Below are 23,110 nucleotides of genomic sequence, written 5' to 3' on the forward strand. Positions count from 1 at the left end.
GCAGGGTCAGGCCGGCAGGGTCAGCCGACCTCACCCGGTGTGACCGTGACGCCCTCTGACTCGAGCCGGCGAGCCGCGTTCGGCGCCACCCCCCGCGACAGCACGACCGAGCCCCGGCCCGCCCAGGCGCTGAGCGACTGACGGAGCACCTCGCCGAGCGACCCGTTCAGAGCCACTCGTGGGGCCGCGCCCCACTCCTGCTGCGTCGTGACCAGCGAGCCGTAGGCCGTGTCGTGACCGCTGTCGCTGAGGGCGAGGTCGGCCGCCTCGGGGTCGGCCAGGGAGACGAACTGGTCACCGTGGGTCGACAGCTCGCGGGCCTCGTCGATGGCCCCACCGGCGTCGGCGGCGTCTGGATGCGACCGAGCCAGAGCCGGTAGCGACACGAGCACGGCGTCGCCGGCGTGGGCCCTCGCACGCCCCGGGTCGGCGGTGACGAGCACATCGGCGTCGAGCACATCGCCCCCGATGACCACGCTGGCGCCCACCCCCCACGCCGCGAGCGCCCAGTAGCAGGCGCGCCAGTGGGTGGGCAGGTCGAGACCGACGGTGGTGCCCGGCCCGGCGGCGAGGTCGTCCTGAAGCAGGTTGCCCGCCTTGTTCACCCAGTTGCCGAGCACCTTCGCGCTCAGCTCGATGCGCTCGCCGACCGTGGGGCCGGGCTCGTCGTCGTACCACGTCAGGCGCGGCCGACCGGGGTCGTCGGCGAGCATGGCGGCGAGCAGGTCGGCCGGGTACTGGCGTGCCATCAGCTGTTCCCGACCTCTTTGACGGTGCTCCCGGCGGGCGCGGTGTCGAGTGGGTCGTCGTTCTTGATAGCGCTGAACAGGGCCTTGGCCCGCTCGGTGTCCCACTTGACGGCCAGGCCGTTCGAGGTGCGGTAGGCGAGGTCAGAGGTCGGCACCGAGAGCGAGAGGCCCTGGTCGTTGCTGACCGAACGCATCGCCTGGAGCACCCGGACGGCATCCATGAGCCCCGTCTCGGTGCCCACGGTGAGGCCACCGGCAGCGGCATCCGCGAAGCTCTTGTAGCGCCACGGCAGCAGCACGGTCGAGGGGGTGGCGGCCTGCTTCATCAGGGCGCCGAGGAACTGACGCTGGCGGGCAGCGCGCCCGATGTCGCCGAGCGGGTCCTCGTAGCGCGAGCGCACATAGCCGAGGGCGTCGGGCCCGTCGAGAGTCTGGCAGCCCTTCTGGAGGTCGATGCCGGCCTTCTTGTCGACCATGTGTCGCGGCACGCACAGGTGCACGCCGCCGACACTGTCGACCACGGAGGCGAACCCGCCCAGCCCGATCTCCACGTAGCCGTCGAGGTGGATGCCGGTCACGTTCTCGACCGTCTCGGTGAGCAGCTTCGGGCCCCCGAAGGAGTAGGCGGCGTTGATCTTGTTCGAACGATGGCCGGGGATCGGCACGTAGGAGTCGCGCGGGATCGAGACCATGACCGGCTTGCCGCCGCTCTCGGAGACGTGCACGAGCATGATCGTGTCGGTGCGTTTGCCCTCGGCGGATCCGGTCGCCAGCGCCTTCTTCTGCTCGGCCGTCAGGCCCTCGCGACTGTCTGAACCGACGAGGAGGTAGTTGTGGCCGGTCGTGTCGGCCGGCCGCTCACCCGCGGGGATGTTGTCGACCCGCCCGACCGAGTTCCAGGCGTTGAAGGGCACCCAGACCAGAAAGACGATCCAGCTGAGCAGCACGAGGCCCACCACGAGGGCGATGAGGCGGCCCTTGCGGAGGCGGCGTCTCGGCGCTCCGGCCTCCGTTTCTGCGTCGTTCGAGTGGGGCCGCTGTGCCGGGGCGGGCTGTCGGGGCGGTTGCTTGGGCCGACCTGGCAGCCCTGCGGTCGGCCCGTTGGAGCCGCGGCTGCGAGTGTCGACCGTGTAGGCGTCGTCGGAGGCCGGTTCCGCGCTTCCCTGGCCGGCCCGTCGAGCGGCCGGAGGGGTGGCGCGTGGGGCCGGACTGCCCGAGCGAGACGCAGGGGCTCGACCACGCCGGCGACGGGTGTCGACGGTGTACGCGTCGTCGGGGCGCTCACGAGGGTTCTCTGGTTCAGTCGGCATCTGCTGCCTTCACGATCGGGGTGACGGGCACGGCGCCCTGGCCTCTCGCCGGTGGGCGTGCGTCGCGGGCGGTCGGGGGAGGGCTTGGTGGCAGGCTGGAGGGCAGGTGAGGCGGCGGCTGGGGCGCCCGGGAAGCAGAGGGCGCGGGCCGTGGAGCCGCAGGGTCAACGTCTCGGGGGCCGGTGGGGGTTCCCGCTTCGTCGAGCGCGAGCCGCCTGGCCAGCCGGGTGTAGCGGTTCTCGAGCTCACGGAAGCGACGGAAGGTCGTGACCACGAAGCCGAAGAAGGCCACCACGAGACCGTAGAGGATCAGGTCGGCGCCGCGACCGATTCCTACCAGCTGGGCCAACCGGGTCCATATGCCGGGGTCGAGGATCGACCAGACCGCGAAGGCGGCGAACACGAGCAGGCCCATGCGACGCACCGCCTGGGCTTTCTGGCCGTAGCTCATCAGCAGGCGCCAGGCGATGGCGAGGGTGCCCGCGATGAGCAGGAGCTGGATGGTGAGCTGCCTCATCGCCAGATCAGCTCCGCGAGGATGTTGACCGCGTTCCAGAGCGACTGTCCCTTGGCCCGGGAGTAGTCGGTGTAGAGGATGTGCACCGGCTCCTCGGCGATGGCCACAGCCCGCCCGTCGATGCGCATGGCGCCGATCTGCGAGACGAGCTCGGAGGCGTGCGCCATGCGGTTCTGGGTGATCTGCACCCGGGCGACCACGCTGCGGTCCAGCACCCGCAGGCCGTTGTGGGCGTCGGTGAGGCGGGTGCCGGTGGTGAGGTTGGTGTAGGCCACGGCCGACCGGAGTACGAGCTTCTTCAGGACCCCCGCAGCGCTCGCCTGGCCGGATCGGTCGAGGAAACGGGAGCCGAAGACAACCTGAACGTCACCGCGGCGGATGCGGGTGAGCATCGCCTCCACGTCGGACACCTGGTGCTGCCCGTCGGCGTCGAACGTGACCACATAGCGCATCCCCGGGTCGGAGAGTGCGTAGTCGAAGCCCGTCTGCAGGGCCGCGCCCTGTCCGAGGTTGACCGGATGCCGCACGACGACGGCTCCTGACCGCTCGGCGGTGGCGGCCGACTCGTCGCTCGAGCCGTCATCGACACAGACCACCTGGGGGAACACGGACCGGGACTCGCGCACGACGCCACCGATGACGCTCGCCTCATTGTAGAGCGGCACGACGAGCCACACGTCCGCGTTGTTCATGCCCATCAGGGTAAGGCGCCGACCGGCATCCGCCGTCTTCTGCCACGCAGGAGGCCCGTTCGGGTCGACCGGCATCCGTCACACCTGTCGCCGGCGGGGGGGCTGCGGGAGTCGCGGGGACGGCGGGCAGCTCAGTCGTCGCTGCCGGCGCCGAACGGATGGGACTCGACGAACGACTTCGTCTCGGCGTACATGCGCTGGATGTAGAGCTCGAGCTCGGTCGCCTCGACCCGCCACTGGCCGCGCCCGCCCACCTTGATGGCGGGCAGCTCGCCGGAACGCACGAGAGCGTAGGCCTGAGCCGCGGAGATGTTGAGCACCTCCGACACTTCGGTCAGCTGCAGGAAGCGTTGGGCCACGTCGGCTCCTTCCAGGGGTCGACGACATCCTAGGCAGGCCGGCGGTGGAGGACGACGGCTTGTCCACAGGGGTGGGCAGCTGGCGCGGCGGTGGTCCTCCGTGAGGCAAAATGGCCCACGAAGGTGGCGCCCCGCGTGGCGCGACGAAGAATGTAGACCAGGGGACAACGATGACCGAACTGGCGCAGCCGGTCGCGAAACGACTGCAACGACCCTCGTGGCGCGACAGCCGCCTGCTCGTCGGCGTGCTGCTCGTGCTCGTGGCGGCCACCCTCGGCGCGAAGGCTGTCGCCAGCACCGACGACCGGGTGCCGATGTGGGTGGCGACGGGCGACCTCGTCGCCGGAGACATGGTCACCGCCGACTCGGTGCGCCGGGCCGACGTGCGGCTCGACGACGACATGGTGTCCTACCTCAGCGCGGCGACGCCCCCGGCCGCAGGAACCTATGTGGTGCGCGACGTCCGGGCCGGAGAGCTCGTGCCGCGGTCGGCCTTCGCGGCGGCGAGCCAGGTCGGCCTGCAGCGGGTCACCGTGCGGGCCGACGCGGTGTCGGCGACCGGCCTGGCTCGCGGCAGCAGGGTCGACCTGTTCGTCACCCCGAAGACCTCCCTGGCCTCGACCGAGAAGGCGACGACCACCAAGGTGCTCACGGCCGCAGGGGTCGCCTCGGTTCAGAGCTCGGGTGGCGGCCTCGGGTCGAACGCCACCACCTCGGTTCAGCTCTACGTACCGACCGACCGCGTACAGACCGTGGTCGAGGCGGTCGACGGCGAGGCGAAGCTGACGCTGGTGCCTGTCGTGGGGGGCGGGACCGACCCCCTGACCGAACCGGACGGGTCGACCTCGTCGGCTCCCGGCTCATGACCGACGTCGTCACGGCCCTCGGCCACCGCTGGGAGGCTTCGGTCGCGACGCTGCTCGAGAGAGTTCCCGGTGTCACGATCGCGCGGCGTTGTGCCGACCTGGCCGAGCTGCTGTCGGTCGTGGAGGCCGGGGTCGGTCAGGTGGCCGTCATCGGATCCGACCTGCGCGGGCTCGACCTCGCGACCGTGCGCCGCCTGCGCGCTCGGGGGGTGCAGGTTGTCGGGCTCTTTCCTCCCGACGACGAGCCCAGCGAGCGTCGCCTGAGACAGCTCTCGATCAGCCACGTGCTCTCGGTGGAGACCACCGGCCCCGAGCTCGCGAACGTCATCGCCGATCTCGATCGCGTGCCGGGTGACGATGAGGCGGCAAGCAGCGAGCCAGGCTTCTTCGGCGACGACGGTGCCGACAGTGCCGACAGTGCCGACGGTGCCGACGGTCGGGGGCGAACCGAACGTGGTGCTGACGGTGAACCCGCCACTCCCGACGTCGGCCGGGCGGGCGGCTCGCGGGTCCGTGCCGGTATGGCGGCCCGGCCCGGCCTCGCCTCGTCGGCGCCGCCCGGGTGGAGCCCAGCCGGCTCGGCAGCTGCGGCTGACGTCGGGCCCGATGGGAGCGACCACGACGACCGGTCGGCCGGTTCGCAGGAGCCCGCGCCGGCCCGCGCCCGGGTCATCGCCGTCTGGGGCCCGACCGGCGCACCCGGTCGCACCACTCTCGCCACAGCGCTCGCCGCCGAGCTGGCGGGGCGGGGCGCCGACGTGCTGCTCGTCGACGCCGACACCTACGGCGGGTCGATCGCCCAGACCCTGGGGCTGCTCGACGAGGCGCCGGGCATCGCGGCAGCCTGCCGGGCGGCCGACCACGGCACCCTCGACGTGCCGTCCCTGGCGCGGCTGGCCCCCACCGTCACTCCTCGGCTTCGGGTGTTGACCGGTCTGCCGAAGGCGGAACGCTGGCCGGAGGTTCGCGCTGCCGCCCTCGAGCGGGTCATCGAGCTGAGCCGTGAGCTCGTCAGTGTCGTCGTCGTCGACTGCGGTTTCTGTCTCGAGAACGACGAAGAGCTGAGCTACGACACGGCTGCTCCGCGACGCAACGAGGCGACCCTGACCTCACTGGCCGGCGCCGACATCGTCGTGGCCGTGAGCGGAGCCGACCCGATCGCCTTGCAGCGCTTCGTGCGCGGGCTGCAAGAGCTGGGATCGGTGCCCTCGCCACCCCCGGTCGCGGTGGTCAACCGGGTTCGAGGTGCGGCGGTCGGCTCGAAGCCCGAGGCGCGCATCGCAGAGTCGTTGCTGCGGTTTGCCGGCCTGGACTCGGTGCGGTTCGTTCCCGACGACCCCGCCACGGTCGATGCCGCCGTGCTGGCCGGGCGCTCAGTGGTCGAGCTCGCCCCCGACTCGGCGGTGAGCCGCGCGGTCGCCGATCTCGCCACCGCCCTAGCACCATGGACCCGTTCACGCCAGGTGCAACGCCGTCGCCGCTGGGCCCCCGGTGCGAGGCGGACGACGCGCCCCGCGGAGGCGTGAGCGGTCGGACGGTCTGACAGAGTGGGGTCATGTCTGACCGTCTGACCTCGCTCGACGCCTCCTTCCTGTACCTCGAGCAGGCGACGACCTCGATGCACGTCGGTTCGGTCATGGTCTTCGAGCCGCCCGACCGCAAGGGCGGCAACAGCTTCGACTACGAACGCCTCGTGCGCATCGTCGAGAGCCGCATCGGCGCCATCCCGCGGTTCCGCCAGAAGGTGGTCGACGTGCCGGGCCGTATCGCCAACCCCGTGTGGGTCGACGACGAGAACTTCGACATGGGCTACCACGTGCGTCGAGCCGGGTTGCCCCGCCCGGGGTCGGACGAGCAGCTGCAGGACTTCGTCTCGCGCGTTCAGCCGCGCAAGCTCGACCGCACCCGACCACTCTGGGAGGTGTATCTGGTCGAGGGGCTGAAGGGTGGGCGCTTCGCCGTCGTCACCAAGACGCACTACGCCCTCATCGACGGCGTGAACGCGCTCGACATCGCGCACGTCATCGTCGACTCGATCAAGGGTGACGAGGATCTCGAGGTGGCCCCGCCGTGGGAGCCGCACCGCTCACCCTCTCCTGCCGAGCTCGTCACCGGCGCCGTCGTCGACGCCGTTCGTCGACCGACCCAGGTGGTCGATCTCGTGCGGGGTGGGCTCAACGACGCCGTGAAGCTGGGCCTCGGGGCCCTCGAGTCGGCCGGCGCCGTGATCGGCGCCGTGGCCCGCACGGCCGCCCGCCCGGCTCCGGACTCACCCCTCAACGCCGAGATCGGCTCCGCCCGGAGGTGGGTGATGATCGGCACCGACCTCGATGACTACCGCGCGGTCCGCAAGCGGCTCGCGCGCGGCGCCTACGCCGAGGACGTCACCATCAACGACGTCGTGCTCGCCACCATCGCCGGTGGCTTTCGCACCTGGCTGCTCGGCCGGGGCGAGGCGGTCGGCACGAAGAGCGTGGTCCGGGCCATGGTGCCGGTCAGCATCTACGGCGACGACCCGGCCGGCATGTACGCCAACCAGGTGATGGCCTGCGTGGTGAACCTGCCGGTCGGTGAGCCGGGGGCCTCGATGAGGCTGCACCAGATCGCCTTCTCCATGCGCCAGCAGATGGAGGGTGGGCAGGCCGTGGGGGCGACGTCACTGGCCAACCTCGCAGGCTTCGCGCCGCCGACGCTGCACGCCCTCGGGGCCCGGTTGGGCTCGGCCATGTCACGCCGGGTCTACAACGTCATGATCACCAATGTCCCGGGTCCCCAGTCGCCGCTCTACGCCGGCGACGCGAGGATGCTCTCGACCTACCCCGTCATGCCGCTCGCCAGGGGCCAGGCGCTCGCCATCGGCATCACCTCCTACAACGGCGGGGTCTACTTCGGGCTCAACGCCGACCGCGAGGCCATGCCCGACGTCGACGACCTCGGCAACTCGATCGTCGAGTCGCTCGCCGAGCTGAAGAGCGGACGAGAAGGCTGATGGGGGTTGTTCGCGTCTACCTGCCCGTCGGCCCCGCTGACCTCACCGGGCTCGCCGAGCGCGGCTCGCTCTCGGCCACTCCAGCCACGTCGGCCACGTCGGCCGACCCGGCCGACCTTCGAGTGGCCTACGCCGTCACCCCCGAGCTCGAGCGGTCCATGGGAGGTCACGACGTCGAAGACCTCGAGTACGCGGCCTTCAGCGCCGCGGTGGCCGCGGCCGGCGCAGCCTCCGGTGGCTCCGGTGGCTCCGGTGGCTCCGGTGGTTCGGCCGGGCGCCGGGTGGTGATCGCGGCCGATGTCGACCCCGAGTGGCTGGCGGCGGGCGAGCCGAGGAGCCGGCCCGACTCGATCTGCGCGGTCGAGCTGACGGAGCCCGTGCCGCTGGCCCGGGTGGCCTCCTTCCACGTCGACGAACGGGCCGGCTCGGCGCACGGTGCGGCGGCAGCGGCGGCAGCCGACGCACTGCTCTGGTACGACGCCACCGAGCTCGACGAGGTGCGCGGCTTCTTCGTGTGAGCCGACGTCTGGAGGTGATGAGGATGGCCGCCGAGGAGCAGGTCGGGGTCTACGACGACGCCGGTCGCGAGGTCGCGGCGGTGCCACGATCGCGGATGCGGGCCGAGAACCTGCGCCACGGCGCCACCGCCGTCGTGGTGCGCGACCGTCTCGGCCGGGTCTACGTGCACCGGCGAACCACCACCAAGGACGTCTACCCGGGTCTGCTCGACTTCGCTGCCGGTGGCGTGCTGCAAGCGGGGGAGGACGCGCACGACGGGGCCGTGCGAGAGGCCGCGGAGGAGCTCGGGGTGCACGGGGTGCCCCTCGTGGCCGCGGGTGAGGCCGACTACGCCGATCGGTCCAGCCGGTACCGGGCGTTCTGCTACACCACCACCTACGACGGCCCGATCTGCTGGCAGCCGGAGGAGGTCAGCTGGGGCGACTGGTTCACCGTCGGTGCCCTCTGCAGGTTGCTGGAGCAGGCCCCCGACGACGTCGTGCCCGACTCGCGCGAGCTGTGGGCGGCCCAGCTGACGGCGTGGAACGAGCAGCGGGTCGAGCTCGAGGGCGGATCCGACAACCACACCTGGCTGGTGGAGGGGCGGTGGGTCGACCGCAGCCCACGCCACGACGACCTCGCCCCGGGGCTGCTGGCGCAGACGCGGTTGCTGCCGGCGATCGTCGGCCGGCTTCCCATCGAGGTACCGGTGCCCGTCGTCGTCGAAGCCGATCCGCTCGTGGTTCGCCACCGCTGGGTCGAGGGCGCCGCCTGCGACCCGTCCGCACTGGCGGGTGAAGACGGGCGCGAGGTCGGGCACTTCCTGCGCGCGCTCCACGACGTACCTGGTTCGGTCGTGCGCGCTGCGGCGGTGCGCTCAGCCGTCGACGATCACCGCACCCGAGAAGAGCTCGTGTCCAGGTTGCGTTCGTCGGCGTTGCCGCTGGTGCCCCCCTCGTTGCTCTCGGTGGCCGAACGGCTGCTGGGCGCGGTGGCTGCGGTCGGCGAGCAGACGCTCTGCCACGGAGATCTGACCGGTGACCATCTGCTGGTGCAGGCCGGGAGGGTGAGCGGCGTCATCGACTGGGGCGACGCGCGAGTGACCGACCCGGCGCTCGATCTCGCGTGGCTGCTGCACGACACGAACGAGAGCTTCTCGCGTCAGGTCAGAAGCAGCTATCGCGTGACTCCGGAGCAGTCCACCCGGGCTGCGCAGTGGTTCGCCCTCATGCCGTGGCACGCTCTGGCCCGCGCGGTGGACCAGGGCGACGGTGAGGCCGGGCGCCGCAGCCTGCGCGAGGTGACGAGCGCCCTCGCGCGATGGAACGCCGCGACCTGACCCGTCCCACGGGCTGGGCCGGGGGAGTCAAGAGGGGTCCTGCGCTTGTTACCTTGCGCGTATGGACTTCAGCGCAGCCGAGTACGCCGATCGCGACGCCAGACGGCTCGCAGAGGTGCTGGTGGGTCCACCCGTGACCTGGGTCTTCCTCGGAGACAGCATCACCCAGGCCGTGGTCCACACTCACGGTGCTCGTGGTTTCGTCGAGCACTTCGCCGAGCGGGTGCGGGGGGAGCTCGGCCGACTTCCCGACGCCGTGGTCAACTCCGGCGTCTCAGGCGCCCGGGCCGAAGACGTTCTCGCCGAGTTCGACTGGCGGGCAGGCAGATTCGCCCCGGATGTTGTGCTCGTGATGTTCGGCACGAACGACCGGCAGGCGGGCCCCGACGGCGTGCGTGCGTACCGGTACCGGCTCGACCAGATCGTCCAGCGCACCCGAGACCTCGGAGCCACGGTGGTGTTGCAGACCCCGCCGCCGGTCATGGAGGAGGGCGAGAACCACCACGCCGGTCTCGCGGCCTACGTCGAGGCGGTGCGATCGGTATCGGCCGACCTCGGTGTCGTGCTCGTCGACCACGCCGCACACTGGGCAACGGTGTCAGCGACGGGCGGGGGCGGACCGGCCCCGGCCGGCTGGCTCGACGACCCCTCCCACCCGGGTGCGCGAGGCCATCTGGAGATGGCCCGCACCATCTTCCGGACCCTCGGTATCGACGACGACGACAGTGCGGTGTGCGCGACCCAGGTCGAGGGCGTCTCCGCTCCCGTGTGACTGCGCCCGCGTGTGACTGCGCCCGGCGCCCGGCAAGCTGGTCAGGGTCGGCTCAGGGTCAGGTCAGGGGGAACCTCCATCGCGCGAAGGGCGGCCCAGGCCCGACAATGAAGACATGACCCAACCGATTCCGAACCCCTTTGGCAACAGCCTCTCCCCGGCCTCGAGCGAAGAGCGCACCTGGGCCGTGCTCGGCCATCTGGCGGCCATCATCGCCGCCGTCATCTCGGTCGGCTGGCTCAGCTTCGTCGGCCCACTGGTCATCTGGGTGATCTTCAAGGACAAGAGCGCCTTCGTGCGTCGTGCCGCGGCCGGGGCCTTCAACTTCAACCTGGCCATCTGGGCCCTCATCGTCGTCGGTTGGGTGCTGTTCATCACCGTGATCGGCATCCCGTTCGCGATCATCCTCTGGATCGTGGCCGGCATCGGCGGGCTCTTCTTCCACATCCGGGCGGCGTTGCGAGCCAATCGCGGTGAGTCGTACTCCTACCCCTGGCAGATCCGCGTTCTCAGCTGAACCGGCGCGCCGGGGTGCGCCCGCACCGGTGAGGCTGCTCGAGGCCGCCGTCCGCGCGCCCACCCGTGCGAGGATGACGTCCATGGATGCCGTGACCCACGTTCCCGCCCCGACCAACGAGCCTGTGCTCGACTACGCGCCCGGCTCGCCGGAGCGAGCCGCCCTCGAGGTGGCGCTGTCCGAGCTGGGGGGTGCACCGGTCGAGCTGCCGCACACCATCGCCGGCCGGCGCGTCACTGGCACGGGCCGCAAGCTCGCCGTACGACAGCCGCATGCGCACCGCAAGGTGCTCGGCACGTTGCGCAACGCGACGGTCAAGGAGGGGCAGGCGGCCGTCGACGCGGCGAAGGCCGCCGCCCCCGGCTGGCGCGAGCTGAGCTTCGACGACCGGGCCTCGGTGCTGCTCAAGGCCGCCGACCTGCTCGCCGGCCCGTGGCGCGCACGGCTCAACGCGGCCACCATGCTCGGCCAGAGCAAGACCGCGATCCAGGCCGAGATCGACGCGGCCTGCGAGCTGATCGACTTCTGGCGCCTCAACGTCCACTTCGCCCGCGAGATCCTCGAGCAGCAGCCCCCGCTCAACAGCAAGGGAATCTGGAACCGCTCCGACTACCGCTCGCTTGAAGGCTTCGTCTACGCGATCACCCCCTTCAACTTCACCGCCATCGCCGGCAACCTCCCCACCGCGCCGGCCCTGATGGGCAACACCGTGGTGTGGAAGCCCTCACCGACCCAGCAGTTCGCCGCCCAGCTGATCATGGAGCTGCTTGAAGAGGCCGGGATGCCGCCCGGAGTGGTGAACATGGTGACCGGTGACGGCCTCAACGTCAGCAAGGCGGCTCTGGCCGACCCCGACCTGGCCGGCATCCACTTCACCGGCTCGACGCCGACCTTTCAGCACCTCTGGGCCGAGGTCGGCAAGAACGTCGCTCGCTACCGCACCTACCCACGGCTCGTCGGCGAGACCGGCGGCAAGGACTTCATCCTCGCCCACCCCAGCGCCGATCCCGACGTGCTGCGCACAGCGATGATCCGCGGCGCGTTCGAGTACCAGGGGCAGAAGTGCTCGGCGGCATCGCGCGCCTACGTGCCCGCCTCGATCTGGAAGAAGATCAAGGGCGACCTCGTCGAGCTGACCAACTCGCTCTCGCAGGGTGATGTCACCGACCTGTCCAACTTCATGGGCGCGGTCATCGACGACCGCGCCTTCGCGAAGCACTCCGACGCGATCGACCGGGCGCACGCAAAGCCGGGCATCGACGTCGTTGCCGGTGGCACCTACGACGACTCCGTCGGCTATTTCGTGCGGCCGACCGTGCTCGAGATCAAGGATGCCGCTGACGAGTCGTTCCGCACCGAGTACTTCGGCCCGATCCTCTCGGTGCACGTCTACCCCGACGGGCAGTACGACAAGGTGCTCGACCAGATGGAGAGCTTCTCTCCGTACGCGCTCACCGGCTCCATCATCTCTCAGGACCGGATGGTGATCGCCGACGCGATGAAGCGGCTGCGTTTCGCGGCCGGCAACTTCTACATCAACGACAAGCCGACCGGTGCCGTCGTGGGTCAGCAGCCGTTCGGCGGCGGTCGCGGCTCGGGCACCAACGACAAGGCCGGCGCCGCCCAGAACCTGCTGCGCTGGACCAGCGTGCGCTCCATCAAGGAGACGTTCGTTCCACCGAAGGCGCACGCCTACCCGCACCAGGGCTGAGCACGCAGACCTGATCGGCGAGAGGGGGCTTCGCGTCACGCGAAACCCCCTCTCGCCGGTGAGGGCGAGAAGCGCTCAGGCCCGCGAGCGGATCCAGTGCGAGCCGGTGCGCTGCTCGCTGCGCAGGGCCCCGATGACGGCGGGGGCAGACGCCTTCTCGATCTTCCCTCCGAAGAGCGGGATGGAGGCCTTGAGGTCGCCGTCGATGGTGACGACAGAGCCGGCTCCGTTGCCGGCGAGAACAACGGTCGAGCGCATGGCGATAGGGGTCCCCTTGACCTCGACGGTCAGGGTGGCATGGCGCTCACCGCCGGCCGACGCGTCAGACCACTCCCACGTCTCCGTCGTCGAGAGGGTCTGGCCCACGAGTGACTTCGCGAAGTCAGGCAGCCGGTCGGTCGGCAGGTCGCGGTTCACGACCACGCGGGCGTGGCCGCCGGTGGCAGACACTTCGACGTGGTGGCTCAGGGCGCCGGCGTCGGCGCACTTCTGGGTTTGGAACTCCTCGCTCGTCATCATGGCGAAGACCGCCTCGGGGGCGGCGGCGTAGTCCATCGTCTGCGTGATCCTCATGGCACAACGCTATCCAAGGCCGGACGTCGCTGCTCAGCCGGCGGCGTCGGGGGCGGGTCCGGTCGGTCAGCGCGAACGCTCGCCGACCGCACGAAGCGAACGCGGCTCGCTACCGCCCGGAGCGGGCCACGTCAGACAGGCGCGCCAAGGTGGTGCGAGAGGCGTCGAGCTCGCGCGCCAGCCGGGCCAGCTGCTTGGCCCGGGCCGAGGTCACCCGGTTGAGCAGCTCCTGGAGCAGCTCGCGCGAGCGGAGCCGTTCGTCGGGGTCGACCCGGCTGGGGCCGAGCGACTCGACCACCTTGTTGCCCGACACCTCGAGCCCTGCGGCCGCGAGCTGGTGGTCGAGCTGACGCAGCCGGGCGAGCGAGTCGACGGTCGTTGCGGTCCACTGCTGCAGCAGGGCCCCCACCCGGTCGAGCTCGTCGGCAGTGGAGACGAGCAGGTCGCGCTCGGCGACGGCGTGGTCGACGCGCCCGGCGTGGACGGCGTGCGCGGTCGGGGTCAGCTCGTCGACGAGGTCGGCGAGACGCAGCGCGTGACCGCGCAGCGCACCCCCCAGGGCGCTGGTCGAACCCGGGTCTCCACCGTTCACCGGTCGATCACCGTGGCGCCTCACGCGATGACCGACCCGGCGCGACGACAGGGGCCACCGCCGTGTCGAGGAGGCGCTCCTCGATGGCCTCCGACAGGGCGCGCAAGGTGTCGGCGGCCTGCTCGACCCACGCATCGAGGACCCGACCGGTGGCGAGGTCGCCCAGGTCGGGTACGTGCGTCAGGAGATCGTCGGAGAGGGCTGCCGTCACCGATCGGGCCCGGGCCAGGGCGCGCAGCGTGCGCTGCTCGGCGGCGCCGGTGGAAGGCCGCACAGGGGAGGGCCCGGTGGTCATGCCCCAACTCTAGGCAGGAGTGCCGCGGCACCCGCGAAGTTCTCCACGTCTGCCGCTGACAGTGCTGACTTCTCCAACAGGTCGGAGCGTCGTGGGCGACCCGGCGGTCGATGAGGCGGGGAGGGCGATAGGGTCGTGCGAGAGATGTGCGGCACACCGCCGTGTCGCACTTGGGCCGTACGGTGAGGAAGTCGCTACGCATGTCTGCGTCACTGGAGAAGTCTCGAACCGATGCCCTGTTGTCTGCCGTGGCAACAGCCTCGCCTGTCGCCCCGAAGGGCCGACGGCGCGCTCGTGCCACTGGTGGTGACGACATCAAGGGACTGCTCGAGGCCTACTTCAGACTCGTCGCCACCGAAGACCTCATTGTTCGTGAGCCGGCCGAGCTGGCCGCGATAGCGCTGGGGCACAAGGCGTTCGCGCAACTTCGCCCGGTCGGCACGACCAGTGTGCGCGCCTTCAACCCGAGCGCCGACGTCGATGGCTGGGAGTCGCTCTACACCGTCGTGCAGATCGTCATCGACGACATGCCCTTCCTCGTCGACTCGGTCGTGTCGGCCCTCGGCGGGTTCGACAGCGGCGTACACCTGATCATCCACCCCCAGCTCAACGTGGCGCGGTCGATGACGGGCGACCTCGACTCCGTGCTGACCGACGGTGAGACCACCGTCGACAACGGCGCGGTCGGGTTGGCGCGTGAGTCGTGGATGCACCTCGAGATCGACCGGCTCCCCGACGCCTCCCTGACGGAGGTCGAGTCGCGGCTGCGCCAGGTGCTGGGCGACGTGCGGGCCGCCGTCGAGGACTGGCCGAAGATGCGGGCCCACGCCCTCACCATCGCGAGCGAGCTGAAGTCGGCCACCCCTCCGGGCACCGACCCGCACCAGGCGCGTGAGGTGAGCCGCTTCCTCGAGTGGCTCGCCCACAACAACTTCACCTTCCTCGGCTACCGCGAGTACGCGCTGAAGCACGAGTCGGGGCGTGACATCTCGCGCCAGGTGCCGGGCACCGGTCTCGGTCTGCTGCGAGCCGACCGCAAGGGCGATGCCGCCGGCCTCGTGCTCAGTCCCGCGGCCAGCCGGGCGGCCCGCGACGAGAACATCCTCATCGTCACCAAGGCCAACTCGCGCGCCACGGTGCACCGCGACGTCTACCTCGACTACATCTCCATCAAGCGTTTCGACGCGCGCGGAGAGTGTGTCGGAGAGCAGCGCTTCCTCGGCCTCTACGCCTCCGCTGCGTACAACGACACGATCCACGACATTCCCCTGCTCGACCGGCGCGCCCAGCAGGTGCTGCGCAAGACGGGTCTCGCGCCCGAGAGCCACTCGGGCAAGGACGTCCTCCAGATCCTGGAGACCTACCCCCGCGACGAGCTGTTGCAGACCAATGCAGACCAGCTGGCCGAGGTGGCCACCAGTGTGCTGCACCTGCAGGAGCGCCGGAAGACCAAGCTGTTCCTGCGTCGTGACGAGTTCGGCCGGTTCATGTCGTGCCTCGTCTACCTCCCTCGCGACCGTTACAACACGACGGTCCGGCTGCGCATCGAGGCCATCCTGCTCGAGGCGTTCGGGGGGGCCTCGATCGACAACACGGCCCGGGTCAGCGAGTCGGTGCTGGCCCGGCTGCACTTCGTCGTGCGGATGCCGGCGGGCGTCGACATCCCCGACTTCGACGAAGAGGCCCTGGAGCGCCGTGTCGTCGACGCCACCCGCACGTGGGACGAGGACCTCGCCGAGGTACTGGCAGACGCGCGGGGGGCTGAGGGCGCGGCGCGCGCCATGGCCACCTACGCCAAGGCGCTGCCGGAGGCGTTCAAGGAGGACTTCGACGTCGAACGGGCGGCCGCCGACCTCGAACGCATCGACGCGCTCGACGAAGCGGCGTCGGCGACGTCCCTGCACCTCTATCTCGACCCGAACAGCGAGGATGCCGGCGAGCGCCGGTTCAAGCTGTACCGACGGTCCGAGCTGTCGCTGACCCAGGTGCTGCCGCTCTTCACCCACCTCGGCGTCGAGGTCGCCGACGAACGCCCGTACGAGGTGCCCCAGGTCGACGGCAGCCTGCACATCTACGACTTCGGCCTGCGGGCCCCGGTCGAACGGTGGGGTTCCGGCAACGCCGTCGAGCAGGTGCGAACCCGCTTCGAGGACGCCTTCTCTGCGGTGTGGGAAGGCCGTGCCGAGTCTGACGGCTTCAACGCCCTCGTGCTGGGCGCAGGCCTCAGGTGGCGCCAGGTCGTCATCCTGCGGACCGTCGCCAAGTACCTGCGTCAGACGCGTTCGACCTTCTCGCAGGACTACGTCGAGTCAGCCCTGGTGACCCATTCCGAGATCGCGCGGCGCCTCGTCGAGCTGTTCGAGGTGCGCTTCGACCCCGAGGCGTTCGACGACACCGAAGCCGGCCGGGGCAAGCGGGCCGCCCGACAGAAGACCATCGTCGGTCACATCAAGAGCGACCTCGAGGAGGTGGCCAGCCTCGACCACGACCGCATCGTGCGCGCCCTGCTCGGGGTGATCCTGGCGTGCCTGCGTACAAACTTCTACCAGCGCGACGCCGACGGCAACGACAAGTCGTACGTCTCGCTCAAGCTCAACCCGAAGAAGGTGCTCGACCTGCCGGCTCCCCGGCCGATGTTCGAGGTCTGGGTGTACAGCCCCCGCGTCGAGGGCGTCCACCTGCGCTTCGGCAAGGTGGCGCGCGGCGGGCTGCGCTGGAGCGACCGCCGTGAGGACTTCCGCACCGAGGTGCTGGGCCTGGTCAAGGCTCAGATGGTCAAGAACGCCGTGATCGTGCCGACGGGTAGCAAGGGCGGGTTCTACGCCAAGGCGCTCCCCGACCCGACCGGCGACCGGGGTGCCTGGCTTGAGGAGGGCATCGCCAGCTACCGCACGTTCATCTCCGGAATGCTCGACCTGACCGACAACCTCGTCGAGGGAGCCGTCGTGGCGCCTCCCCGGGTGGTGCGTCACGACGAGGACGACACCTACCTCGTCGTCGCGGCTGACAAGGGCACCGCCAAGTTCTCCGACATCGCCAACGGGATCTCGGCCGACTACGGCTACTGGCTCGATGACGCGTTCGCCTCGGGCGGGTCGGCCGGCTACGACCACAAGGGCATGGGCATCACGGCCCGCGGTGCCTGGGAGTCGGTGAAGCGACACTTCCGAGAGCTCGGGCTCGACACCCAGACGCAGGAGTTCACCACGGTCGGCGTCGGCGACATGAGCGGCGACGTGTTCGGCAACGGGATGCTGCTCTCTGAGCACATCCGGCTCGTGGCCGCCTTCGACCACCGCCACATCTTCATCGACCCCGAGCCGGAAGCCGCCACGTCCTACGCCGAGAGGAAGCGGCTCTTCGAGATGCCCGGGTCGTCGTGGGGAGACTACGACGCCTCACTGCTGTCGACCGGAGGCATGGTCATCGACCGGGCGGCGAAGTCGGTCACGCTCACCCCGGCGATGGTCTCGGCCCTCGGGATGCGGGCCGGCACGAAGACCATGACCCCGGCCGAGCTGATGAAGGCGATCCTGCTCGCGCCGGTCGACCTGCTCTGGAACGGCGGCATCGGCACCTACGTGAAAGCGAAGGCCGAGTCGAACGGCGAGATCGGTGACCGGGCCAACGACGCCATCCGGGTCAACGGCTCCGACCTTCGCTGCCGGGTGATCGGCGAGGGCGGCAACCTCGGCATGAGCCAGCTCGGCCGCATCGAGGCCGCGCTCGCGGGGGTGCGGGTCAACACCGATGCCATCGACAACAGCGCCGGGGTCGACACCTCCGACCACGAGGTGAACATCAAGATCCTGCTGACGCAGCTGACGCGGTCGGGCGAGATGACGATGAAGCGGCGCAACACGCTGCTGGCGTCGATGACCGACGATGTGGCAGACCAGGTGCTGCGTGACAACTATGAGCAGAACGTGCTGCTCGGCAACGCGCGAGCTCAGGAGCACAGCATGCTCGCCGTCCATGAGCGGCTCATCCACTTCCTCGAAGAGCGCGGCGATCTCAACCGCGATCTCGAGTTCCTGCCCTCCGACGCCGAGATCAACCGGCGGCAGAAGGACGGGCTCGGCCTGATGTCTCCCGAGTTCTCGGTGCTGGTGGCCTACGCCAAGCTCTTCCTGAAGAACCAGCTCATCGACACCAGCGTGCCCGACGACCCGTGGTTCGACGCGACCTTGGCCGAGTACTTCCCCCAGGCCCTGCGTACCAAGTTCCCCGAGCAGATCGGGGCCCACCCCCTGCGCCGCGAGATCATCACGAACTCGGTCGTCAACTCGATGATCAACCGTGGCGGCATCACGTTCGCCTTCCGTTCCGGGGAGGAGACCGGAGCCTCACCCGAACAGGTGGCCCGCGCCTACGTCGTGTGTCGGGAGGTGTTCGACCTCTCCGGGTTCGTGCGCCGGGTCGAGGCCACCGACAACGTCATCAGCACCGACGCCCAGACCGTGCTCTACCTCGAGTTCCGCCGACTGCTCGACCGTGCGGTTCGCTGGTTCCTCACCTCCCGGCCCCCGGTGCTCGACATCGCGGCCGAGGTCGCCCGGTTCCGGCCGGGTATCTCCGTCTACGCCGAGCGGATGCCGGAGGTGCTTGTCGGTAGCGAACAGACCCGTCTGACCCGACGCGCGCGAGAGCTGCAGGGTAAGGGCATCCCGGAGGACCTCGCCCTGACGGCCGCCTCACTGCTCGACGCCTACTCGGTGCTCGACTGCATCGAGATCGCCGAGGACACCGGCGAGCGGCTCGCCGACGTGGTGGGTGTCTACTTCAGCACCTCGGAGACGTTCTCGATCGATGCCATGTTGACCCGCGTCTCGGCGTTGCCCCGCGACGACCGGTGGGACGCCCTGGCGCGCGGTGCGCTGCGCGATGACCTCTATGCGGTGCTGGACAACCTCGCCCGGTCGGTGCTGGAGGTCAGTGAGCCCCGACAGTCGCCGCCGGACCGACTGGCGCAGTGGTCGCAACACAACGCGGACGCCCTCAGCCGTGCGCGCAGCGCACTCGGCGGCATCGAGCGTCTGAGCCACGCCGGGATCGCGGCGCTCTCGGTGGCCCTGCGCACCCTACGCACCGTCACCAAGGCCGGTTCCTCTGGAGCCCCCGCGTCGGTGGAGTCGTCGCAGGCCCCTCGCACGTCGGAGTCGCGCACCGCGACCGCGGCGACCAAGAAGATGGCGGCCGCGAAGCGGGCGGCACCGGCCAAGGAGACGACGCCCCCGAAGACGACAGCTCCGAAGACGACGGCTCCGCAGAAGACAACCTCGAAGAAGACCACCACGGCGAAGGCAACCACACGGAAGGCGACCGCCCAGAAGGCGGCGCCGACCAAGAAGGCGGCGCCGGCCAAGAAGGCGGCACCCGCCAAGCAGGCGGCGCCGGCCAAGCAGGCGGCGCCGGCCAAGCAGGCGGCGCCGGCCAAGAAGGCCACCTCCAGGAAGCGCACGACCAAGAGCGTCTGACGCGGTCGAGCGGCCACCCCGCACGGTCGAGTGGCCGCTCGGTGGTGACCGAGCGCGCCGTCTAGGCTCAGGTCGTGGCAACCCTGAGCGAGCTCTTGCGGGCACGAACCAACGTCTCTGCCCACGATGCCGAGTGGCTGCACCTGCTCGTCGGAGACTGGCAGCTGATCGCCGACCTCAGTTTTGCCGACCTCGTGCTCTGGGTGCGTTCGGTGAGCGACCGGTGGGAGGCACTGGCTCACGTGCGCCCGACGACCGGCCAGCTCGTGTTCGTCGAGGACCAGGTGGGCCGCACCGCTCAGGCGGGGCGCATGGGTGACCTGTTGAGCGAGGCCGCCGACGAGCAGCGCATCCTGCGCGTGCGGCAGGTGGTGGTGCACCAGGAGCAGGTCCCGGAGCAGTCGGTGCGCGAGGAGTACATCCCCGTCGTGCGTCAGGGTCGGGTTGTCGCCGTCATGACCAGGCACACCAACCTCTGGACCACTCGTACCCCGAGCCGACTCGAGCTGACCTACCTCGCGACCGCCGACGCACTGTGCCGCATGGTCACCGGCGGCGAGTTCCCCAACACGAGCGCACCTACTGGTCTGCGGCGCGGTGCCCCGCGGGTCGGCGACGGCGTCATCCGGCTCGATGTCGACGGCGTCGTGACCTACGCCAGCCCGAACGCGGTGTCGGCGCTGCACCGCCTGGGGCACCTCGGCGAGGTCGTGGGAGCGAGTCTGGCGCAGATCGTCACCGACAACGTGCGAGAGTTCGACCCGGTCGATGAAGGTCTGGCGCTCGTGGTCACGGGCCGCCAACCGTGGCGCACCGAGATCGTCGCCGGTGGCACCACGGTGTCGATGCGCGCGATCCCCCTCACCGAGGCTGGTCAGCGGTTCGGGGCCATCGTGCTGCTTCGTGACGTGGGCGAGCTGCGCCGTCGTGAGCGGGAGCTGATGACCAAGGACGCGACGATCCGTGAGATCCACCACCGTGTGAAGAACAACCTGCAGTCGGTCGCAGCCCTGCTGCGCCTGCAGGCCCGGCGCGTGCCGGAGGGGGAGGCCCGGGCGGCGCTGGCGGAGGCGGAGCGACGGGTCGGAACGATCGCCCTCGTGCACGACCAGCTGAGTGCGGGGTTCGACGAGACCGTCGACTTCGACGCGATCGCCCAACGAGGGCTCAATGCCGTCGTCGAGGTGTCGGCCAACGGTGCTCCGGTGCGGACGACCACCGAGGGCTCTTTCGGTCGGCTCCGGGCCGAAGACGCTACTTCGCTCGCGATGGTGATGAGCGAGCTGGTGCAGAATGCGATCGAGCACGGACTCGGCGAGAACGGGGGCCAGGTGCACATCACGATCGACCGTCAGGCCGACGAGCGGGGCAACCCGATGGTCGTGGTGTCGGTGGAGGACGACGGCAAGGGCATCGACCCGGCGCGACGACCCGGGTCAGGGCTCGGCACCCAGATCGTGCAGTCTCTGGTGGCAGACCTCTCCGGCCGCATCAGCTGGGAACCGGTGGTGCCCCACGGCACGCGGGCGCGGTTCACCGCCAGCCTGCGCCCCGTCACCTAGGACGGTGCCCGCCTCGAGATCTCACAACGAGACGGGGCGCCTCACAACAGCAATGCCCGGCGACCGGGAGGTCACCGGGCACAGACAGTTCCGGGGCTCAGCTGGCTCGGCGTGCTCTGGCGTTTCGCCGCTTGAGGGCGCGGCGCTCGTCTTCGGAGAGACCGCCCCACACGCCGGCATCCTGCCCGCTCTCCAGGGCCCACTTCAGACACGTCTCGATCACGGGGCAGGTGCGGCACACTGCCTTGGCCTCTTCTATCTGCAAGATGGCCGGCCCGGTGTTCCCGATCGGGAAGAACAGCTCTGGGTCGACCTCTAAGCAGGCAGCGCGGTCGCGCCAATCCATGTGGATCGTGCTCCTTCATCATCTGTCGTACGCACCAAAGGGGCGCCCAAGGGGCACAGTTCGGTACTGGGTTCGGGCACCAGCGTCTTTGTCGGAGCCATACGGGTCGTGCTGGTTCAGCGTCATCAGCGACCTGAGGATCTCCTAAAGGTCGCAACGGAATCGGTATCGAATATGTTCCGAGCGAGTTCCGTCGGTGTTTCGGCGAGGTGGCTGCAGGATCGAGGTGCCCGAAAGGACAGACCGCACCGAAAGGTGACTCTATCGGCTGGGAGGCGATCCGGCTAGGTTAGATAAGTCACGTCCGAGCGTGTCGCACTCGACTGGCTACCCTTGGGCGGTGACCGACCCGAAAGCCCACCTGCCTCGTGACCTGCGCTCCCACCGTGTGTCTGCCGCGCTGGCGGCCTTCGAAGGGGTCGCGCTCCTCGGCTTTGCCGGCTTCTACGGTTACGAGATCGCCTCCGGCGCCACCGACGACGCGACCCGAGGGGTGAGCTCTGGCGTGCTGATCCTGGTCTTCGCCCTCTTCCTGCTCGCGATGGCCCGCGGATGGGCGCGCCTGGCCGACTGGCCGCGCACCCCCACCCTGTTGTGGAACCTGCTGCTGCTGCCCGTGGCCTGGTCGCTGTTCCAGTCCGGTCGCACGCTGGTCGCCCTGGGAGTGGCCGTCGTTGCGGTGGTGAGCGTGGTGGCTGCGCTGGGGGCCCGGCCGAACGACCCGATCCGACGCGGTAATCCCGGTAATCCCGAAAATCCCGGTGACGCCGGTGACGATGATGACGTCGGTGGCCCCGACGATGGTTCGCACCGACGTCGGATCAGCTGATCGAGAGCCAGTCGTTCCAGCCGTTGTGCAGCACCAGCCAGGCGATCAGGCCGTAGCCGGCCTGGCCCGGGTGCACCCGGTCTGGGCTGGCGGCGACGTCGGCCATCCACTGGTCGTGGCTGACCAGCGGCCGGTAGCAGTCGACGTAGGTGATTCCGCGCCGCGCGCACACGTCGGCCTGAGCCTCGGCCAGGCTCTCGATGCGTCGGTTGGTCTCGGGGTCGAGGGTGGGGGTCAGGCCCACGACGAACACTCCGATGCCGGAGTTGGCGGCCTCGTCGAGCACGTTCGCAAGGTTGAGTCGCGAGCGGGCCATCGTCATGCCCGTCATGATGTCGTGGCTGCCCACCGAGAGCACGAGCCGCCGCTCGGCCCGGCCCTGCCAGCGCGGGTGGCACTCGGCGCTCCACCGGGCCACGACGTCGCCCGAGGTGTTGCCTCGCACCCCCAGGTTGTAGGCCGTCAGGTCGAGGTCGGGATGCTGCGTGCGGGCCACGACCCGGCCCACCCAACCCAGCCCCTTCGGGTCGCCGTAGCCGGCCGTGGTGGACGCTCCCATGAAAACCATGCCGACGTCGCGAACACCGTCGGCGATCGAGAAGTCCGGGGTCGGCGAGAAGACCGGCTCCTCGGAGGCGACCGGGCGCGACGCCGCTGACGGGCCGGCCTCCGCCGTGCGCGAGACGGACTGCGGTTGGGGCCCTGCTGAGGACCGGTCATCGGTGAAGCTGATGTGTGAGGTCGGGTAGGCAGGGCCCACACCGAACTCGAGCGGTGCGTCGTCGGTGCCGGCGGGGGTGGGGTCGGTCATGGTGAGTCCTCGTCGTCAGCCCTGGGTGTCAGTCTTCGTCATCATCGAGTCGTGCCAGCCAGGTCGCGAGCCGTTCGACTGCCACCTCGAACTCGGGGTGAACATCAACGAATGCTCGCAGCTGGTCGGCGAGCCAGTCGAGGCTCACCTCTTCCTCGCCCCGGCGGGCCGCCAACTCCTCGATGCCCCGGTCGGTGAAGTACACGTTCGGAGGCTATCGCGTCGGGCCGCCGGTCCAGGGGAGGCACGCGTCGCGGGCTCCCCTGGACTGTGAACAGCAGGCTCGACATCGAGACGCCCGGTCGG

Annotated in this window: 22 protein-coding genes; 11 read left to right on the forward strand and 11 right to left on the reverse strand. The window is 70.1% G+C overall.

The features are described from left to right. Nucleotides 1-20: 20 nt before the first annotated feature. The 5 genes from BA895_RS20685 to BA895_RS20705 all read right to left on the reverse strand — a co-directional run bounded on the left by BA895_RS20685 (nt 21) and on the right by BA895_RS20705 (nt 3,627). Nucleotides 21-749, reverse strand: a complete 729-nt coding sequence (locus BA895_RS20685) for a TIGR03089 family protein (RefSeq protein ID WP_070193783.1) — start codon at nt 747-749, stop codon at nt 21-23. After that, nucleotides 749-2,059 (reverse strand): LCP family protein, encoded by a 1,311-nt coding sequence (locus BA895_RS20690; protein WP_254666591.1) that lies wholly within the window; start codon nt 2,057-2,059, stop codon nt 749-751. Before BA895_RS20690 ends, BA895_RS20685 begins: the two co-directional genes overlap by 1 nt. After that, entirely contained in the window at nt 2,049-2,576 is a 528-nt protein-coding gene (locus BA895_RS23300; RefSeq protein ID WP_083283611.1) for a DUF2304 domain-containing protein, read from the reverse strand. Before BA895_RS23300 ends, BA895_RS20690 begins: the two co-directional genes overlap by 11 nt. Further along, a complete protein-coding gene (locus BA895_RS20700; protein ID WP_070193784.1) occupies nt 2,573-3,274 on the reverse strand; it encodes a glycosyltransferase family 2 protein in 702 nt (233 codons plus the stop codon). Before BA895_RS20700 ends, BA895_RS23300 begins: the two co-directional genes overlap by 4 nt. A 125-nt stretch (nt 3,275-3,399) precedes the next feature. Then, nucleotides 3,400-3,627 carry a helix-turn-helix domain-containing protein gene (locus tag BA895_RS20705; RefSeq protein ID WP_070193785.1) on the reverse strand — a complete coding sequence of 76 codons (228 nt, stop codon included), beginning with the start codon at nt 3,625-3,627 and terminating at the stop codon, nt 3,400-3,402. Nucleotides 3,628-3,797: 170 nt separating this feature from the next. On the opposite strand from BA895_RS20705, the gene BA895_RS20710 reads away from it, so the two are divergent. The 8 genes from BA895_RS20710 (at nt 3,798) to pruA (ending at nt 12,319) form a co-directional block, all read left to right on the forward strand. After that, nucleotides 3,798-4,493 carry a hypothetical protein gene (locus tag BA895_RS20710; RefSeq protein ID WP_070193786.1) on the forward strand — a complete coding sequence of 232 codons (696 nt, stop codon included), beginning with the start codon at nt 3,798-3,800 and terminating at the stop codon, nt 4,491-4,493. Next, nucleotides 4,490-6,019, forward strand: coding sequence for a P-loop NTPase (locus BA895_RS20715; RefSeq protein WP_070193787.1), 1,530 nt, complete (start codon nt 4,490-4,492; stop codon nt 6,017-6,019). The genes BA895_RS20710 and BA895_RS20715 overlap by 4 nt, the downstream gene beginning before the upstream one ends. 29 nt (nt 6,020-6,048) lie before the next feature. After that, the gene (locus tag BA895_RS20720) at nt 6,049-7,482 is read left to right on the forward strand and encodes a wax ester/triacylglycerol synthase family O-acyltransferase (RefSeq protein WP_070193788.1); all 1,434 of its coding nucleotides are present in this window, start codon (nt 6,049-6,051) and stop codon (nt 7,480-7,482) included. Continuing rightward, complete coding sequence (locus BA895_RS20725) at nt 7,482-8,000, forward strand: hypothetical protein (RefSeq protein ID WP_070193789.1); 519 nt, start codon at nt 7,482-7,484, stop codon at nt 7,998-8,000. The genes BA895_RS20720 and BA895_RS20725 overlap by 1 nt, the downstream gene beginning before the upstream one ends. Nucleotides 8,001-8,023: 23 nt before the next feature. Beyond that, nucleotides 8,024-9,319, forward strand: coding sequence for a phosphotransferase (locus BA895_RS24060; protein ID WP_175442403.1), 1,296 nt, complete (start codon nt 8,024-8,026; stop codon nt 9,317-9,319). Nucleotides 9,320-9,380: 61 nt separating this feature from the next. After that, nucleotides 9,381-10,091 carry a GDSL-type esterase/lipase family protein gene (locus BA895_RS20735; RefSeq protein ID WP_070193790.1) on the forward strand — a complete coding sequence of 237 codons (711 nt, stop codon included), beginning with the start codon at nt 9,381-9,383 and terminating at the stop codon, nt 10,089-10,091. Between the two features lie 115 nt (nt 10,092-10,206). Further along, a complete protein-coding gene (locus BA895_RS20740) occupies nt 10,207-10,608 on the forward strand; it encodes a DUF4870 domain-containing protein (protein ID WP_070193791.1) in 402 nt (133 codons plus the stop codon). 82 nt (nt 10,609-10,690) lie between these two features. After that, nucleotides 10,691-12,319 (forward strand): L-glutamate gamma-semialdehyde dehydrogenase, encoded by a 1,629-nt coding sequence (pruA, locus tag BA895_RS20745; protein WP_070193858.1) that lies wholly within the window; start codon nt 10,691-10,693, stop codon nt 12,317-12,319. 75 nt (nt 12,320-12,394) lie between these two features. Here the strand turns inward: pruA and BA895_RS20750 are convergent, their stop codons facing one another. The 3 genes from BA895_RS20750 to BA895_RS20760 all read right to left on the reverse strand — a co-directional run bounded on the left by BA895_RS20750 (nt 12,395) and on the right by BA895_RS20760 (nt 13,779). Further along, complete coding sequence (locus tag BA895_RS20750; RefSeq protein WP_070193792.1) at nt 12,395-12,892, reverse strand: DUF2505 domain-containing protein; 498 nt, start codon at nt 12,890-12,892, stop codon at nt 12,395-12,397. 109 nt (nt 12,893-13,001) lie between these two features. Continuing rightward, complete coding sequence (locus BA895_RS20755) at nt 13,002-13,484, reverse strand: hypothetical protein (protein WP_070193793.1); 483 nt, start codon at nt 13,482-13,484, stop codon at nt 13,002-13,004. 7 nt (nt 13,485-13,491) lie between these two features. Next, the gene (locus BA895_RS20760; protein WP_070193794.1) at nt 13,492-13,779 is read right to left on the reverse strand and encodes a hypothetical protein; all 288 of its coding nucleotides are present in this window, start codon (nt 13,777-13,779) and stop codon (nt 13,492-13,494) included. Between the two features lie 200 nt (nt 13,780-13,979). Between BA895_RS20760 and BA895_RS20765 the strand changes: the two genes are divergently transcribed. Continuing rightward, on the forward strand, nt 13,980-19,256 hold the full coding sequence (locus tag BA895_RS20765) for an NAD-glutamate dehydrogenase (protein ID WP_083283612.1): 5,277 nt from the start codon (nt 13,980-13,982) through the stop codon (nt 19,254-19,256). Between the two features lie 74 nt (nt 19,257-19,330). Next, nucleotides 19,331-20,818: a sensor histidine kinase gene (locus BA895_RS20770; protein WP_070193795.1), complete on the forward strand. Its 1,488-nt coding sequence runs from the start codon at nt 19,331-19,333 to the stop codon at nt 20,816-20,818. A gap of 97 nt (nt 20,819-20,915) precedes the next feature. Here BA895_RS20770 and BA895_RS20775 read toward each other — a convergent pair whose 3' ends face one another. Further along, nucleotides 20,916-21,164, reverse strand: a complete 249-nt coding sequence (locus tag BA895_RS20775; protein ID WP_070193796.1) for a WhiB family transcriptional regulator — start codon at nt 21,162-21,164, stop codon at nt 20,916-20,918. Between the two features lie 340 nt (nt 21,165-21,504). Between BA895_RS20775 and BA895_RS20780 the strand changes: the two genes are divergently transcribed. Next, on the forward strand, nt 21,505-21,993 hold the full coding sequence (locus BA895_RS20780; protein WP_070193797.1) for a hypothetical protein: 489 nt from the start codon (nt 21,505-21,507) through the stop codon (nt 21,991-21,993). Here BA895_RS20780 and BA895_RS20785 read toward each other — a convergent pair. Both BA895_RS20785 and BA895_RS24065 read right to left on the reverse strand, forming a co-directional pair. Next, nucleotides 21,986-22,804, reverse strand: a complete 819-nt coding sequence (locus tag BA895_RS20785) for a GDSL-type esterase/lipase family protein (protein WP_070193798.1) — start codon at nt 22,802-22,804, stop codon at nt 21,986-21,988. The two genes, BA895_RS20780 and BA895_RS20785, sit on opposite strands and share 8 nt — an antisense overlap. 28 nt (nt 22,805-22,832) lie before the next feature. Continuing rightward, nucleotides 22,833-23,009: a DUF6104 family protein gene (locus tag BA895_RS24065; protein ID WP_175442404.1), complete on the reverse strand. Its 177-nt coding sequence runs from the start codon at nt 23,007-23,009 to the stop codon at nt 22,833-22,835. Nucleotides 23,010-23,110 lie beyond the last annotated feature (101 nt).

This window comes from Humibacillus sp. DSM 29435 (assembly GCF_001758225.1).
In the GTDB taxonomy this organism is placed as follows: domain Bacteria; phylum Actinomycetota; class Actinomycetes; order Actinomycetales; family Dermatophilaceae; genus DSM-29435.

Bases quoted from the DNA above. Each gene is read 5' to 3' on its own strand.
- BA895_RS20750 (WP_070193792.1), bottom strand. From the start codon at position 12,892: ATGAGGATCACGCAGACGATGGACTACGCCGCCGCCCCCGAGGCGGTC.
- BA895_RS20735 (WP_070193790.1), top strand. From the start codon at position 9,381: ATGGACTTCAGCGCAGCCGAGTACGCCGATCGCGACGCCAGACGGCTC.
- BA895_RS20720 (WP_070193788.1), top strand. From the start codon at position 6,049: ATGTCTGACCGTCTGACCTCGCTCGACGCCTCCTTCCTGTACCTCGAG.
- BA895_RS24060 (WP_175442403.1), top strand. From the start codon at position 8,024: ATGGCCGCCGAGGAGCAGGTCGGGGTCTACGACGACGCCGGTCGCGAG.
- BA895_RS20740 (WP_070193791.1), top strand. From the start codon at position 10,207: ATGACCCAACCGATTCCGAACCCCTTTGGCAACAGCCTCTCCCCGGCC.
- BA895_RS20785 (WP_070193798.1), bottom strand. From the start codon at position 22,804: ATGACCGACCCCACCCCCGCCGGCACCGACGACGCACCGCTCGAGTTC.
- BA895_RS20765 (WP_083283612.1), top strand. From the start codon at position 13,980: ATGTCTGCGTCACTGGAGAAGTCTCGAACCGATGCCCTGTTGTCTGCC.
- BA895_RS20760 (WP_070193794.1), bottom strand. From the start codon at position 13,779: ATGACCACCGGGCCCTCCCCTGTGCGGCCTTCCACCGGCGCCGCCGAG.
- BA895_RS20685 (WP_070193783.1), bottom strand. From the start codon at position 749: ATGGCACGCCAGTACCCGGCCGACCTGCTCGCCGCCATGCTCGCCGAC.
- BA895_RS20725 (WP_070193789.1), top strand. From the start codon at position 7,482: ATGGGGGTTGTTCGCGTCTACCTGCCCGTCGGCCCCGCTGACCTCACC.
- BA895_RS20690 (WP_254666591.1), bottom strand. From the start codon at position 2,059: ATGCCGACTGAACCAGAGAACCCTCGTGAGCGCCCCGACGACGCGTAC.
- BA895_RS20700 (WP_070193784.1), bottom strand. From the start codon at position 3,274: ATGGGCATGAACAACGCGGACGTGTGGCTCGTCGTGCCGCTCTACAAT.
- BA895_RS23300 (WP_083283611.1), bottom strand. From the start codon at position 2,576: ATGAGGCAGCTCACCATCCAGCTCCTGCTCATCGCGGGCACCCTCGCC.
- BA895_RS20715 (WP_070193787.1), top strand. From the start codon at position 4,490: ATGACCGACGTCGTCACGGCCCTCGGCCACCGCTGGGAGGCTTCGGTC.
- BA895_RS20775 (WP_070193796.1), bottom strand. From the start codon at position 21,164: ATGGATTGGCGCGACCGCGCTGCCTGCTTAGAGGTCGACCCAGAGCTG.
- BA895_RS20710 (WP_070193786.1), top strand. From the start codon at position 3,798: ATGACCGAACTGGCGCAGCCGGTCGCGAAACGACTGCAACGACCCTCG.
- pruA (WP_070193858.1), top strand. From the start codon at position 10,691: ATGGATGCCGTGACCCACGTTCCCGCCCCGACCAACGAGCCTGTGCTC.